The organism is Patescibacteria group bacterium (assembly GCA_034520665.1).
Lineage (GTDB): Bacteria > Patescibacteriota > Patescibacteriia > JAXHNJ01 > JAXHNJ01 > JAXHNJ01.
In genome coordinates, this window is the sequence record JAXHNJ010000002.1 from 349,637 (window position 1) to 365,691 (window position 16,055).

Here is a 16,055-nt window from a genome sequence, read left to right on the forward strand (position 1 = left end):
ATAATTAAATAAACTATCTAAATTTTTTCCCTAAAGAATATAACTGATAAAGAAAAGGTTTAAAAACTAAGTCATAACCGCCAACATAATTAACTACGTCCTTAGAAAAGCCTTTTTTAAAACGAGTTAAACCAGCCCACTTGTGTTTAGGATCATCTGAGGGAGCAATACCACGTAGGTCATAAAATTTTAGACCTCTTTTTTTAGCTTTTTTAATAGTTTCCCAATGAGCTAAGTGTGGGGCCATAACATTTCTATATTTGTTAGAAGAAGCCCCATGATTATAAACGGCCGTGTCACCATAAAAAATTATCAAGTTCATCACTATTACCTCACCCTTATAAAGCCCCTTAGCCAATAAAATATTATTATCTTTTAAAAAAACCTCAAACATTTTTTTGTAATATTCCAAAGAAAAACTACTAATACCTTCCCTTTGATTAACTACTTTGACTAATTTATAAAATTTTTCAATATCTTTTTGATTAGTGGAAAATTCAACCCTAACTCCTTTGCGAATAGCCAAACGAATATTATAACGAGTTTTGCTGTGCATTTGTTTTAAGATTTCTTCTTCTGATTTTTCTAAATTTAATATAACTGTGTCCGGCGGCTGGACTGATTCTCCACTCGATAAACCTAATTTATCAAAATTTATATTTTCTTCATTTCTTATCAACGGTGGTTCAATTTTTAAAAAAACTGAATTATCTTTTTGAGCCCACTCTTTTATTTTTTCTATAAACTCATCGATTATTTCAGTCTTTTCATCAGGTAACAAATCTTCGGCTAATACTGGTCCCCGGGGACAATATAAATAATTATTACCAAAAGATAATTCTTTTTTTATAACTAAAGCAGCCATTTTTATTTTATTATCTTCAATAAAAATAAAACGCTTGACTACTCGGCCCAAGTTTTTTTTGAATTCTCCCCAGGAAAATGATTGCAAAAATTGGCTTCCTTTTCTGGAAGCCACAAACTCGTCCCAAATCTCTTTGTTATCAATCTCTTTAATGGGCATATTATTTATTCTGTCCTAATATTTTTAAGGCTTCTTTAATTCTTTTTTCAACATCAACTATTTCCTTATCAACCTCCCTTAAAGCTTCCCGAGCTTCAGTAGCTGAGTAACCCAAACCGACCAGAGCGTCAATAGCTGAGTTGTCGCCAATTTCTGAAGGTTTAACTTTAGATTGATCAATATCAGCCACGTCGATTTTATTTTTTAATTCCATAACTACTCGCTCAGCTGTTTTTTTACCCACTCCGGAAACTTTGGTTAAAATATCAGGATCACCATGTATAATTGCCTTTTTAATCGTATCCAAAGAGGCTACATTAAGAATCCCCAAAGCACCCTTGGGGCCAACCTTAGAAATGCCAATCAATTGTTCAAAAAACTCTTTTTCATCATAATTTAAAAAACCATAAAGATCATGAGCGTCCTCCCGAATATAGGTAAAAGTGTATAATTCAAGTTCATCCTCACTCTTTATTTTTTCTAAAGCCGCATTAGTTACATAAACCTGATAACCGACTCCCGCTACATCCAGTATAAGATAGCGGTCATTTTTATATTTAACTTTTCCCCTTAAATAGGCAATCATCTTAACCTTATTATAACATTTATTTAGTATCCCGTCACCCGAATACCATGACCATACAAAGGGTCATAAGCATAGAAAAATTCTTCTTCAGTAAAGGCATTATTCTCAAAATCAAAAACTTTAACTCCAGGCACTCCTTGAGACCAAGTACCAGTAATTATTTCGTCGGCTCCATCCAAATCATAATCCATAGCGGTAACATCAACCCCGCCACGGAAACGGGTGGAAGCAGCAAAAAAATCATTTTTATAATGCCCCTGATGATCAAAAATTCTAATATGCGGTCCGCCACTAGGTCCGGCTCCGGTAATAATTTCCTTAAGACCGTCGTTATCAATATCACCGGTAGCTAGACTAACACCGCCGCGAAAACCAAAAGCATAGGCAAAAAATTGTTTTTTCATAACGAAATTTCTTTTTATTGGACTGTATTCATAAATTCTAATATGTGGCCCGCCCACTGTTCGTGGCGCTACTATAATTTCGGCTAAACCGTTGTTATTTAAATCAGCCCCGGTAATATTCAAGCCCATTCTGAAGTTCTGTGGATAGGCAAAAAATTGTTTATAAACTTCAAATTTGTCTTCTTCCCGGTTATAACTAATTATACGCACATGCGGTCCACCGCCTTCCTGCGGGGCGACAATAATTTCATTTATACCGTTGCCATTAACATCGGCCGTTGCCACTGACAAACCAACGCGAAAATCAGATGAATAAGCATAAAACTGATATTCTAAATTTCCCCGGTTGTCAAAAATCCTGACATGCGGAGCGCTACCCGGTCCGGTACCGGTAATTACTTCTATTTGACCATCACCGTCAATATCCCCCAGAGCGCTGGTTACTCCTTTTCTAAAACTCGTGGCATAAGTAAAAAATTGCGAATAAAGGTTAAGGTTTTGATCATATAATTTTAAATGGGGTCCGCCATGAGCTGAAGGAGTAACCGCTAAATAATGTTCATTACTGGTTTCTTCCAAACCGCCCCCCATACCGCATTCTACTATTTCATCCGGTTTATCTTTTTCGGTACCGCAATTATTTAGATCAAGACAGGAACGGGTTTGTGTGCCGCCTAAACAAGCTGACCAAGCGGTACAGGACCAGTTTTCAATACACTCAATATCCTCTTCCTCATCAGGCAGACTACAGACAATCCTTTCATCCGGTTTATCTTCATTGGTAGTACAATTATTTTTATCAATACAAGTTCGGCTCTTATATCCATCATTACATTCTGACCAGTCCGTACAAGACCAATCCGGCTGGCAAAGATCAGCACTGGCAGTTTTTTTACTGGCCACATTAGAAATTCCTGACCAATTATTATTTTCATCAGCTGTTTTTATAGCAAAATAATAAAGAGTGTTGGCTGAAAGCCCGCTCACTGTAAAATTCTCCCCAGTGCCGGCTATTGACGGTTGAGGTGAATTATTTATTGGTGTAGCTTGGTCCCAATTTTCTTCAGTAATTGACGAGAGAGCGTAACGGATATCATAAGTAGTGGCCTGGCCAATAGCTCCGTCATCACCCGGTGCTGTCCATTTTAGAGTAACCGAGTTCGAACTCTGGCTGACAATATAATTTTGGGTATCGGCCGGTAAAGCCACAAAACCAGCCACATAAAAAATGACTGACGATATTACTGCTATCACTCCGACTGAATAACAAGTGCCCTGAAATATTTTTTGATAAGTCTTTACCTCTAAACCCAGATTGATTTTTATTTTGGTCAATAGTTTTAATGATTTTTGGTTGTCTTTTTCAAAATAAATTGGTTTCATATTTAGGTGGCGTTTAAGTCATTAATATTATCAGGTGGAGTTTCATCGGCTGGCACTTCAGTATTAATATAAATATTATTCTGATACCGTTCAAAATCAATAGAATTATTTTCATTATCCAAAACTGAAGTTACATATGGACCGTAAATTATGGATTCAGCTAAAGCATCACTAATCGTTACTGTTGAGCCATCACTGGCAACACTAATAGATTCAGCATTGGTTTGTACTAAATCAATATCATTAACCAATAAAGAATTACCCTGATAAAGACCAAATTTAGATAAAGTATTATTATTTTTTCTCACTAAAGTAAATTTTCCATTACTAACTATATTATCATAGGAAATATTATTATTGGTATAAAACAAATAATCATCAATATTATTGTCCCAGGTTAATTTCACGCCGTAACCATTATTTACTGGCAGATTAGTAAAATCGGGTGAATCAGAATTAGCTAGATAAGGATACATAATTGTAAAAAATTGAGGATTAACTGTATTATTAGTCACTACCAGCCGCTGATTATCACCATCCTTATTGCCGGTATCATAAACACCCTGCGATAAACTAAGGTTAGAAAAATCAGGATTGGCAAAATAAATATCCAGTTTATTGCCCTTGTATTTACCAGTAATAGTAATTGGGTTTTGGCTGGTATCAATCGTATTATTTAAAGTGGAATGTAATAACCAATCGTATTTATGACTATTAGCATCTTTTTTAATATCATCGAATACTACAAAATATTCTCCGACTTCTGACTTTTTTACCGCTAAAACATAGCGATTGGCTTTTTCCACTGTATTGGGTTCACAACGCCAACCGCTCCAATCAGAATATCCTAGATTACAGTCAGGGCATTCAGCTGGGAAGGGATAGCCATCAGCATTAAACTCGCTGTGTCCATTATAAGCTGGAGAGAGATCAGCTTGGAGATAATCACTAAAAGGGTTAATTAAATGATTGGCGATATTACCATCTGTTCCAAGCGAACTGCCGGCATTATTTTGCCCAACATCGTCAATAGCTATAGTATTGTGGTCTTGCCAATCGCCGGCCCCATAGCCGGAATCAACCACAAAATCTTCGCCTTTTGACCAAAGAGTAAAATTACCTTGATCTTCTTGAGCATGGCCTCCGTAAAACTTACCCGCATAGAGAGAAAAAACTGAATCGTTTGTCTCGGTTTGATTAACTCTCGGCCAGCCAGTACGGTAATAATAAAGACCGCGATGTGAAAAAAGTTTTGAATTTGGCAATATTTGATTGGGATCCGCTGGTTCGATGTCTTGACTCCACAAAACCGTAGCTACATTATCAATGTACGACAACCATAAATTCCGTCCCTGTGAAGCTTCCTTATCCCAAAGCCATTTGGCAAGACTGCTGTTATATCTATATTGCGGCCAGTCCATAATTCCGTTATACAAAGACAAAGGATAAGTTGTCCATAAGGCATCATTAAGATTATTTATTTGTGACCAAGAATTAGGACGAATATTATAAGCTAACCAATTTGACATTTCACTAAGCTGTGGCAAAGTGCTGTAATCATAGCCATCATATTTTTTTCTAGCCTCTACGTAAGGAGCAAAAAATCTCATAGCAAAGCCGGCATAAAGAACACCTTCATTAAAAGCGCCATCCGTGCCAAAAATACTGTTAAGATTAATATTAATTACTGCCTCTGACCAAGCAAGTGCTTTATCTAAAAGTGTATCATCTATGCCCTCTCCTCGGAAAACAATAGAAGCCAGGCCCACAGCACTACCACTCATCACTCCGCCATTATTAACATAAGGGCGATACTTTTTAGCTTCCCAGTCCCAAATCGGCCAATCACCACGATCACTAATATAAGTCAAAAGGCTTTGCATTTCGTTAACCATAATATTTTTTTCTTCCTGACTAGCTCCATCAAAACACATATCAAAACCTAAAGACATGGCAAAAATTCTTTGTGAACAAGCATGGGGGTCCTGACTATTATCATAATTATTAGCTAGATACAAAACTGCTTGTTTGCATTTATCCCGATATTCATATTTATTAGCATTAGATTGACTAGAAAGTTGATAAGCCGTGCCCAGAAGCGGAATATTAATAAAGCCATATTCTAAACCTATCCAGGAATTAGGCGAAGAATAACCAACTATGGTATCCGCCCGGTTAATCAGACGATTATAAGCTGCGTCATCATCGCCTAAACTATCACTAATCTTTTCTCTTAAAGACAGAATTTCTTCTTCCGTAAAAAGTAAGCGTGGATGAAAAGCACCTTCCTGCGCCTTAACTGAAAAGATCCCAGGCTTAACTATTAATCCAGAAATAGTCAAAAAAGCAAGAAATAAGCTTAATATAATTATTTTTTTGTTTCGTTTATTCATTATTTTTATTATAAACCTAAATCAAAATTACTTTAAGTAGCTTTTAAATCATCAATAGTCCCTGGAACAATAGTATCGACTTCCAATAATATGGCTCCCTCCCAGTTTCTCAAAGAAATTTCGGTTATTTTCGGCCCCAAATTTGCATCGGCATCAAGTGATTTGAAAGTACCGGGTAATAAATGAGTGGTTCGTGAATTTTCACTAAGGTTATAACCAACATGAGGCGGTTTAATTAAAACCATCGCTTTTGTAAAATTTCTTGCAAATATTTTATAATTATAATTATTTCCATCTATTCCTTCAGCAAAAACATAATAGTCACCCTCTGGCTGACCAATATCGTAGCCAATGGCATCATACCAAGCATTATAAGGATCAATGTCGAGACTATTAACTACCGGATAAGAAAAAAAGTAAGTATTTTCATTTTTTGAAAGATAGTAGGTAGCTAAACCAGCAATTCTTGAGATGTCAGCAATTGAAGCATTTCCGTCTTCTAATCTATGCTGCCTTAAAACAATATGTCCTTCGTTTGAAGCATCTAAACAAGCTTTGAGTTCATTTTCAAATGAATTAATATTCATGCCTGAATGAATTGATCCTTCGCGGATATAAATATCAACATTATCCTTAAAAGTAAAGGTTGGTTCTTCATAACTATTATCCAAATGTCTCCAAGTATTAGCAGCTAAATATTTACCCAGATAAGTCTCGTGTAATTTATTTTGAATAATTTCTGTTAAATTAGCTAAATAAGTATTATACTCTTCTCTAGAAGAAAATTCTCTTAAATTTTGAAATTCTTCTTCAGTAGAAAAATGAGCATAACCATCCCAGGACAACACATCTAGAAAATAGCCGTCAACATTTTCTTCATATTTTATTATTAGCTGCTCGGTATAATAATCCTGCCAAAAATCAATATAAACCGGTGATTTAATATTAGTATACCAACTAGAAGCATCCCAAGCTCCGGGTACTCTTGAGCGAGTCGGATCAGCCGGATCATAAGGGGTTATGGTAATTTCCGTGGTGCCATAACGATCTTCCCGGCCACCAAAAGTAAAAGTAATTGGATCAGAAGTCTCTGATAGATGCAACCAACAATCTTCAAAAGCTTCATCAACTGAATTAAAACCCCAGCCGTTATAATTATCAAAATTATTTTCTATCCAATTATATAAATCAGTCCACTGACCTTCCCAATAATAAGTATTAGAAGAGTAATCATAAAAACCAGCCCCTGTATTGGCATCACCGCCAAGAATTAATCGGTTTGCTTCTTGTTCTTTATAATCCTGTGGCGAATAGCCAGTAACAATAAGATCGTGCTTACTTAACCAGAAATCTTTAACATCTTCAGCCGAATAATCCGGAAATTTACCTTCCCCATATTCCCCAAATCGAGTATAGGGCATTAAATAATAGCCATAACTTTTCACTGATGAAAGGGGAACTTGATAGTTAGTTTCTTGTCCAACCGCTTCTTTTGTTTTATCTGCCCAGAAACTTATTTTTGATAAATAAAAAATACCCGATAAAACTAAAATTAGTGTAAAAAATCCGTAAGTTAAGTATTTTAAATATTTATTTATCATCATCTTTATTATACCAAGCTGTAAACAATTTGATAAATCCTGTATAATACATCAGCTTTATGAAATTTAAACTACGAACAAAATTTAAACCAACTGGCGATCAGCCGCAGGCTATAAAAAAAATTACCAGGGGTCTTAATAATAGTTTAAAAAACCAAACCTTGCTTGGCGTCACCGGCTCTGGCAAAACTTTTACTATGGCTAACATTATTGAAAAAGTACAAAGGCCAACTTTAATTATTTCACATAATAAAACTTTGGCCGCTCAACTAGCCAGTGAATTTAAACAGTTTTTTCCTAAAAACGCGGTTAATTATTTTGTCTCTTATTATGATTATTACCAACCAGAGGTTTATATTCCCCGCTCAGATACTTATATTGCTAAAGAAACCCAAATTAATCAAGAAATAGACCGCCTGCGTCATGCTTCCACGGCTGATCTTTTAACTAGAAAAGATGTTATTATTGTGGCTTCAGTTTCCTGTATTTATTCGCTAGGCTCGCCAAGTACTTATCAAAAACAAAAAGTAAATATAAAAAAATCTGAAAAAAAATCAAGAACTAAATTATTTAAAGAATTAACCCGTATTCAGTATAAAAGAAATGATATTGATTTCCATCGGGGAGTTTTTCGAGCTAAAGGTGATACGGTTGACATTTATCCCGCTTCGGCCCGGGAGGAAGGTTTTAAAATAGAATTTTTTGGTGATGAAATTGAAAACATAAGCCGTTTTGATCCTTTGACCGGAGAAAGACTGGAAGACTTAAAAAAAATTGATATTTACCCGGCCAGCCATTATTTAACTACTCAAGAAAATCTCGATCATATTTTCCAACAAATTAGAAAAGATTTGCGCCAAAGATTAAAAAATTTGAAAAAACAAAATAAACTTTTGGAAGCCCAAAGACTAGAACAAAGAACTAATTATGACCTGGAAATGATAAAAACCACCGGCTTTTGTTCGGGTATTGAAAATTATTCCCGTTATTTTGACGGCCGTTCGCCAGGAGATCCTGCTTTTACTCTCTTTGATTATTATCCAAATAACTTTCTGGTTTTTATTGATGAATCACACATGACTATTCCGCAAATTGGCGCTATGTATAAAGGCGACCGTTCCCGTAAAAAAACTCTAATTAAGCATGGTTTTCGCCTGCCTTCAGCTCTGGATAACCGACCGCTTAAGTTTAAGGAATACGAAAAAAGGGTTAATCAAGCCGTTTATGTCTCGGCTACTCCCTCTTCTTATGAAAAAAGGGTTTCAGATCAAGTGGTTGAGCAACTGCTTAGACCAACCGGTTTGCTAGACCCGACTATTAAAGTCAAGCCGACCAAAAACCAGATTGATGATCTTATTCACCAAATTAAAGAAAGAATAAAGAAAAAACAAAGAGTTCTGGTAACTACTTTAACCAAAAGAATGGCTGAAGAACTGGCTGAATATTTAAGTGAAGTTAATATCAAAGTTCATTACCTACATTCAGAAATTGATACCCTGAAACGCCTGGAAATACTCAGGGATTTACGAATAGGCACCTATGAAGTATTAGTAGGCATAAATCTTCTTCGCGAGGGTCTAGATTTACCAGAAGTTTCATTAATCATCATACTAGACGCTGATAAAGAGGGTTACTTAAGAACCTCCACCGCTTTAATCCAAACTATGGGCCGGGCCGCTCGGCACCAGGAAGGCCATATTATTATGTACGCGGACAAAATCACTAAATCTATGAAGCAAGCGATTGATGAAACTAAACGCCGCCGCCAATACCAAAAAAAATACAATAAAAAATATAAAATTACTCCGACTTCTATCAAAAAAGCGATACAAAAAGATCGTTTGGCCGGAGTTAAAATAGCTGAAACTGAAATTGAGCATCCTGATATTAAAAAAATACCCAAAGGTGAAATTAACCATCTAATTAAAGACTTAAAAGACCAGATGGAGCTAGCGGCTCAAAATCTTGAATTTGAAAAAGCGGCCGCTTTGCGCGATGAGATTAAAAGTATCAGAAAACAAAGCCAATAAAAAAAGGCTGCCATTTTTTTAAAAATTAGCAGCCTTAGTTAATAATCAGGATGAATGCCTTCTAGAAAACAAGCTCGACTGGGATGTCTTAATTTTTTTAAAGCTTTTTCTTCAATCTGCCGCACTCTTTCACGGGTAACCCCTAAGATTTTACCTACTTCTTCTAAGGTTCTGTCTTGGCCGTCTCCCAGACCAAATCTTAAACGGATCACTTTTTCCTCACGGCGACTGAGAGTAGCCAAAACTTTTTCGGCCTTGTCACTAAGCAGTGAATGCCTGGCTACCTCGGCCGGTGAGACAGCCTTTTTATCTTCAATAAAATTACCAAAAAAAGAATCTTCCTCATCACTGACCTTTTTATCCAGAGATTGGGGATTTTTAGCAAACTCTAAGGCCTTTTCTATTTTTGCTACTGGTAAATTTAATTTATTGGCTATATCTTCTGGCTTTGGTGACCGTTTTATTTCCTGATATAACTCTTGCCTAGCCCGTACTACTTTATTAATAATCTCAACCATATGTACCGGCACTCTGATGGTTCGAGATTGGTCAGCTAAAGCGTGGGTAATAGCATGGCGAATCCACCAGACCGCATAAGTAGAAAACTTATAGCCTTTACAATAATCAAATTTTTCCACGGCTCGTATTAAGCCGGCATTGCCTTCTTGAATAAGATCTAAAAAATCCATTCCTCGGTAAGTGTAACGCTTGGCCACAGCCACCACTAAACGCACATTGGCTTCAGTCATTTCATGCTTGGCTTTTTCTATAATTATTAAGCCTTTTTCTAATTGTTGTCTGACTTCTCCTAAAAAGCGACTATTTAACTCCTCTTCGTCATCACTTTTTATATTCCTAGCTTTTTCAATCAATTTTTTCAAGTATTTAGGCTGAAATCTAAACTTAAGACAAAGATCACTGTATCTCTTTTTCTTCTGATCATACTCTTTTTGCCAGGAATCTACTTTACTCTGATTTTTTTTCAGATAAAATAATTTTCTTCTAAGCAGCAGGATTTCTTCCAGAAGACGAATACATTTTTTGCTATTGGCGGCCCAAGGATTATTGTGATGAAGTTCTCCACGAATTTCAAAAAACTTAATAGGCTTATATTTCTTTTCTTGCAAAACTCTGATAACTTTATGCATTTCTAATGAAATAGGCTCAAGTCTAAACAAAGCTTGATGTGTTTTTTGATAACCCCTTTCTATCTTCCGAAATATTTCAATCTCTTCTTGCCATGTAAGCAGCTGGCTTTTTGATATTTCATGAAGATAGAAGCCCAATGAATTATGTTTTCTTTTTCTTCTCCCTAATGTCTTTTTCTTAGTTTTGACAGAACTGGGAGAAGAAAGTTGAAGACCAAGATTTTTATAAGCCTTTTTGAGAATAGATTTTTTTAAGCCGTTAACTTTAAGCTGTGCAAATATTTTATCCAGATCTCCCTGGTAATTCTGATGAGCTTGACGCAAAGCCTGATCAATGTCCAAGCCAGTCTTTTTTTCAATCCTTCGGCCCAGTTCTGTCTGTGCTGCCATTTATGAATTCACCTCCTTCTTCTAAACAAGTCTACTTTATAACCCAGACTCTGATTTTGAAATCATTGCTTTTATACTTTTATGTTTTTTATATTGATAAAAATCCGCATCGTTTATTTGAAAGCCCGGCTTTGCAGATTTTTCCAGAGCCTTTTTCATTTTTCTTTTCCAGTCTCCTAAGCCTTCTGCTTGGTTAAATGAACGAACTAGAGCTTCCTTTAAGCTCTCACCTTCTTTGTCAGAAAAAGCACGGCGGTACATTTCCGCGTACTCTTTCATCTTACCGGTCATTTCCTTACCTAGGCTGGCAGACTTCTTTTCAGAACTGCTCTTTACTTTAGAATCTTTTTGATCCTCTTCTTCCGCAGGTTCTTCTTCCTGGGAGCTTTCCTCTTCTCCATCCCATTCAATCTCATTACTATAAATCTTAAGAGCCGCGATTACTGCGTGCCTGGCTTTTGTTATCTTTTCAATATTATCTTCTGGAATATCAAAGTCTAAGAGCTTTTCTAGCTCAAGGGGTTTAAGCTCTTTTTCTTTAAAGTCAGTAGCCAAACACATAAGATCAAATTCAGGCGGCAGATGTTCTATCCAGTTTTCATTGATTTCATCCGGGTGTTTGAGTAAAAATTGCAGCCGTCTGAAAAGTACTTCTGAAAATAAAGTTGAATTCATTATTATCCTCCTTTTTTAAGTTTAAAAACTTTAAAACTCCGGCTAATTTAGATCCTGTCCATAAATAATCTCCTTTACTACATAATCCTGATTTAAATAAAAAATAAATGTCAAAGATCAAATACCCTCCACATTTTGATTTATTGTTATACCTTAGCCATATTTGTATAAATTGTCAATTAACAATTTTGTTGATAATTTTTTATTAAAAAAAATAACCCGTAGATGCTAGTCGCGACTAACGCCTACTAGACAATAAAAACCAGTAAATATGCTATTATAAAAAGAGATAAAACTAGAATTTATGAAAAAAGAAAAAAAAGTCCTGGTTTTCGGCACTTTTGACCATCTTCACCCCGGTCACCAGTATTTTTTAAAAAAAGCCAAAAGTTTAGGAAATAGGTTAATGGTAGTATTGGCTCGAGATAAAAATGTCAAGAAAATCAAAGGGCAAAAGCCGAGCCAAAATGAAAAGCAAAGACTAATAAAAATTAAAAATCTTGATTTTGTTGATCAGGTCTTTTTAGGTCAAGATAATTTAAATCATAAATATGATATTATCAAAAAAATTAAGCCGGATATTATTGCTTTAGGTTATGATCAGAAAAATTTTACTCAGGATTTACCAAAATATATAAACAATAAAACAAAAATAATTAGACTTAAGGCATTTGAGCCTGGTAAATATAAATCATCAATTATTAAACAAAGAAAAAACGGCGACTTATAAAATCGCCGTTTGGTTAAAGTTCAAAATTAATAACTAGACCCGAGGCTCAACCTCAGTGGGATATCTATCTGTAAAACAAGCATTACAGAAATTCCTCTCCTGATTAAAAGGTCTGGCAAAATTATCCAAGGTTTCATTTAAACCTTTAATAGAAAGGTAACGAACACTGGCTGCTCCCAGTATCTGGGCTATTTCTTTTTCACTATGATTGGCCGCAATAAGCTCATCATAAGTCGGAGTGTCAATACCGTAATAGCAGGGAGCCTTGATCATGGGAGAGGGAATACGAGTGTGTATTTCTAGGTCCTTTTTTTGACCGCCCAAATTAGACCATTCTTCTATAACCATACTGACCAGAACTTTTAATGTCGTCAACCGCACGATAGAATCATCAACAATAATGATTTTCACTGGGGTTTTAATCTGTCTTGTCTGGATTTTGCCAATCAAAGAAGAGAGGAGAGAGGGCATCAGGCTGTATTTGAGCCGGGATTTACGTTCGCGGTGACCTTCTTTTTCAATAAAAGTTCGGGTTATATAAGGTGTATGTACGAACAAAACTTTATCATTGAGGTTTCCTCCTCGAGCAAAACCTTTAGCGGCCGGGATGCCTGAGTTTGGCACTCCAACTACAATTCCCTCTTCAAGGGGTTGCTCTTGATAAAGTTTTCTTCCCAACTCATAGCGAAAAGCGAAAAACTCTTTTTCGCCTATACCAAAAAGGCGGCTGTCTGGACGAGAAAAATAAATCCATTCAAAGGGACATCTTTGCCCTGGTCGTTTAGGCTCTACTAATTGATGTTTTTTTATTTTACCGTCCAAGGTAAAAATAATCAGCTCTCCCGGCTTTACTTCACCTTCTACTTTAGCTTCTGATTCATGAAAAGCACAACTCTCGGAAGCAAAAACCCAGCTATTTTTCCAATACCCATAGACTAAGGGGCGAAAACCATAAGGATCGCGAAAAAGATAAAGTTTATCATGAAAGGTTAAGGCTGTTGAATAAGCTCCTTTAGTAGTCAGCATAAAATCTCTTATCGCTTTAGTAAAATTCCTTCCATTTTCTTCTGCTAAAAGACTTATTTTTTTGAGAATAATTTCTGCATCATTAGGCATTACTATTTCACCTTGTCGATTGCGGCTACTTAAAAGAAAAACTTCTTTATCTTCTAAACATTTTCTCTCCTGATCAAGCAAAGGTAAATCTCCGTTTGAACAAACAACTCTTCTTCCTTCTAAAAAATCCATCCATTGAGGCTGAGCACAACGCATACTTTTGCTGCCGGCTGTAGCGTAGCGTGTATGTCCAGTGGCAATTAAAGGCTGAAAATCTCTGAAAGATTTCAAAAATTTATCATTAAAAACAGTGCTTACTAAGCCATATCCTTTAATAATATCTTCAATATAATCTCCATTCGAAAAAGCAGCGCCACAGTTTTCCTGTCCCCGGTGCTGCAGGAAAAAACCCATCAAAGCAAAAAAGGACGCCAGTTCTTCATTCCATTTTTTAGCCACATAGCCAAATACTCCACACATCTTACTTCCTCCTTTTCAAAAAATAAAAAATTCAACTTTCAAAGTTCAAAAGAGCTTTTTATTTTATAATCCCTACCCATCCTTGTCAAATACAAAAAGCCATGTTATAATGCTTTTACTTTATCAATCACTAATAAAAATAATTATGCCGATTAAAAAAGCAGCCATTAAAGCCATTAAACAAGACAAGAAAAGAAAAAAAAGAAACCAGAAAGTAAAAAATAATATAAAAGAATTGCGCACAGCTTTTCGCAAAGCCATAGAATCAAAAAATAAAAAAGAATCTGAAAAGATTTCCAAAAAACTCATTAAAGCTTATGATAAAGCCAGTCAGCATAAAAGTATCAAAAAAAATACAGCTGCTCGGAAAAAATCACGGCTAATGAAGAAGTTGAACAAACTTAAATCTTAAATAATAAATATTTATTTAAATAAAAAGTGGGTTATTTAATTATAAGCCACTTTTTAGTTATTGGGCCAAGCGACGAGTAAGAGCGTGATTTTTTGAGCCTAGAATATAAACTAAAACACTGCCCAATGACCATACCAACCGCTCCGCCCGACATCTTTTTAAGGCTAATAGTGCGGCGATTCAAAAACTTTATTCCATTTCGACCCCCTCGACTCTCTCACTTTATTCGTTCGCTCGGGGCAGGCTGAGTGGAGAAATCTCACTAAAATATTCATAAGGATCTCTCCTTTGTATAGTGGCGTAAAGAAAATAAACCGGACTAAAGTCCGTATGAAAATAATATTTTCTTTTTTCTTAGCCACTTCAGATGTGTACTAATAAAATAGAAAATAAGGTTATGCTGACGCTTTCCTCCTTTTACCACTTCGTCCGATCATTAAAGAGTAGATGTCAGTCGCGACTGACATCTACGGATAGCAGGCCGCATGGAGAAATCCTGTTAAATTAACCATAAGGTTCTCTCCACTGCATCGCGCTCAGCGCGACTGCGGTCGAGATGGTTTGAGTGATTATAATAGCGTAGGCTCGCGTCCCTTGCGCCTTGCAAAACTAGACAGCCAAGTCTGCCCTTTTCTTTTTAAATACAAGAACAAACCCTATTAACCTAAGAATTACACACCTTAAAAATAAACAAGTCAAAAAGCACTCTCGGTTCAGCCTGGCTTGTTTTTATTTTCAGGTCAATATCTAGAAGCTGCTGGTAAATATTTTTTAATTCTTTAAATTTAAAATTTCTGGTTTGAACTAAAGATTTTTTAGCTACGAAAGGGTGTAAATTTAAACGATTGGCAATGGTATAATAATTGCTTTCTTCTTGGGAAACTTCTTTAACCTGAACTAAAATTCTAAAAAGACGGCTAAGCATAGCCAGTAGATAAAGCTCATTTTCACCGCTCATAATCTGATCCCTGATTAGTTTTAAAGCTAATTTTTTCTTTTTTTCAGCCAAGGCATCAGTCAATTTAAAAATATCCGTGTCATACTTAGTTTTTACAAATAAACTAACATCATCTTTATTAATAACTTTTCCTTTTTTATAATTAATTAATTTTTCAATTTCATTATTCATCTGCCATAAATCCTGGCCAACTAAAGCCAGTAATAAATCCAGAGCTACTGGTTCAATTCGTCCGCCCCTTTTTCTAATTTCTTTTTCAGTCCAGTTTTTTAGCCTGTACCCTTTGAGTAAACCAAAATCTTCAACTTTAGCTTCTTTAGCCAGATATTTTTGTAGAGGCGAAACTTTCTTACGGCCTCTTTTTTTCTTACCGCGGCCCTGATTTTCGATATCACCTTCCCAAAAAATTAAAACTTCATCCTGGCTTAATTTATTTTCTTTTAAATATTTAACTACTTCTTTTTGTATTTTCTCTTTTTTATTTTTGCCCATCAAATCTTCTATAACCACTAACTTCTTTTTTGAAAGCAGTCCTTTATTGCCTAATTTATTTCTTAAATCTTCCAACTTTAATTTTTCACCGGCTAAAACTTCAATATTAAAACCTTGAGGGTCGTATTTTTTCTTAAACCCTTCTCTGTAAAATTTTAGTTTTTGCCGGGAGCGAAAAGTATCGGCTCCGTAAAGAAAAATTATCATAGGTACTTATTATCTTGACACAATTAATATAATTTGTTAAGTTTCACAGTCTGTATTAGAATGAAAATTAGTTCTTTTAACTAAAA

The 16,055-nt window shown here is 35.5% G+C and carries 12 protein-coding genes; 3 read left to right on the forward strand and 9 right to left on the reverse strand.

The window, feature by feature from the left end:
• Positions 1–13: 13 nt before the first annotated feature.
• The 5 genes from U5L76_04095 to U5L76_04115 are packed head-to-tail and all read right to left on the reverse strand — an operon-like array spanning position 14 to position 7,391.
• Positions 14–1,024, reverse strand: a complete 1,011-nt coding sequence (locus U5L76_04095; protein ID MDZ7798767.1) for a peptidoglycan bridge formation glycyltransferase FemA/FemB family protein — start codon at positions 1,022–1,024, stop codon at positions 14–16.
• A 1-nt stretch (position 1,025) separates the two neighbouring features.
• The gene (gene ruvA / locus U5L76_04100) at positions 1,026–1,610 is read right to left on the reverse strand and encodes a Holliday junction branch migration protein RuvA (protein ID MDZ7798768.1); all 585 of its coding nucleotides are present in this window, start codon (positions 1,608–1,610) and stop codon (positions 1,026–1,028) included.
• A 23-nt stretch (positions 1,611–1,633) separates the two neighbouring features.
• Entirely contained in the window at positions 1,634–3,397 is a 1,764-nt protein-coding gene (locus U5L76_04105; GenBank protein MDZ7798769.1) for an FG-GAP-like repeat-containing protein, read from the reverse strand.
• Positions 3,398–3,399: 2 nt separating this feature from the next.
• Complete coding sequence (locus U5L76_04110; GenBank protein MDZ7798770.1) at positions 3,400–5,790, reverse strand: heparinase II/III family protein; 2,391 nt, start codon at positions 5,788–5,790, stop codon at positions 3,400–3,402.
• A gap of 32 nt (positions 5,791–5,822) precedes the next feature.
• Positions 5,823–7,391 (reverse strand): hypothetical protein, encoded by a 1,569-nt coding sequence (locus tag U5L76_04115; GenBank protein MDZ7798771.1) that lies wholly within the window; start codon positions 7,389–7,391, stop codon positions 5,823–5,825.
• A 59-nt stretch (positions 7,392–7,450) separates the two neighbouring features.
• On the opposite strand from U5L76_04115, the gene uvrB reads away from it, so the two are divergent.
• Complete coding sequence (gene uvrB, locus U5L76_04120) at positions 7,451–9,421, forward strand: excinuclease ABC subunit UvrB (protein ID MDZ7798772.1); 1,971 nt, start codon at positions 7,451–7,453, stop codon at positions 9,419–9,421.
• Positions 9,422–9,459: 38 nt separating this feature from the next.
• On the opposite strand, the gene U5L76_04125 is transcribed toward uvrB, so the two are convergent.
• Complete coding sequence (locus U5L76_04125; protein MDZ7798773.1) at positions 9,460–10,959, reverse strand: sigma-70 family RNA polymerase sigma factor; 1,500 nt, start codon at positions 10,957–10,959, stop codon at positions 9,460–9,462.
• Positions 10,960–10,995: 36 nt separating this feature from the next.
• Positions 10,996–11,634, reverse strand: coding sequence for a hypothetical protein (locus U5L76_04130; GenBank protein MDZ7798774.1), 639 nt, complete (start codon positions 11,632–11,634; stop codon positions 10,996–10,998).
• 304 nt (positions 11,635–11,938) lie between these two features.
• Between U5L76_04130 and U5L76_04135 the strand changes: the two genes are divergently transcribed.
• Complete coding sequence (locus U5L76_04135; GenBank protein ID MDZ7798775.1) at positions 11,939–12,364, forward strand: adenylyltransferase/cytidyltransferase family protein; 426 nt, start codon at positions 11,939–11,941, stop codon at positions 12,362–12,364.
• Between the two features lie 33 nt (positions 12,365–12,397).
• On the opposite strand, the gene U5L76_04140 is transcribed toward U5L76_04135, so the two are convergent.
• On the reverse strand, positions 12,398–13,900 hold the full coding sequence (locus U5L76_04140; protein MDZ7798776.1) for an amidophosphoribosyltransferase: 1,503 nt from the start codon (positions 13,898–13,900) through the stop codon (positions 12,398–12,400).
• A 145-nt stretch (positions 13,901–14,045) separates the two neighbouring features.
• Here U5L76_04140 and rpsT point away from each other — a divergent pair, with 145 nt between their 5' ends.
• Positions 14,046–14,312, forward strand: coding sequence for a 30S ribosomal protein S20 (rpsT, locus tag U5L76_04145; GenBank protein MDZ7798777.1), 267 nt, complete (start codon positions 14,046–14,048; stop codon positions 14,310–14,312).
• Between the two features lie 664 nt (positions 14,313–14,976).
• Here the strand turns inward: rpsT and holA are convergent.
• Positions 14,977–15,969 (reverse strand): DNA polymerase III subunit delta, encoded by a 993-nt coding sequence (holA, locus tag U5L76_04150; GenBank protein MDZ7798778.1) that lies wholly within the window; start codon positions 15,967–15,969, stop codon positions 14,977–14,979.
• Positions 15,970–16,055: the final 86 nt, after the last annotated feature.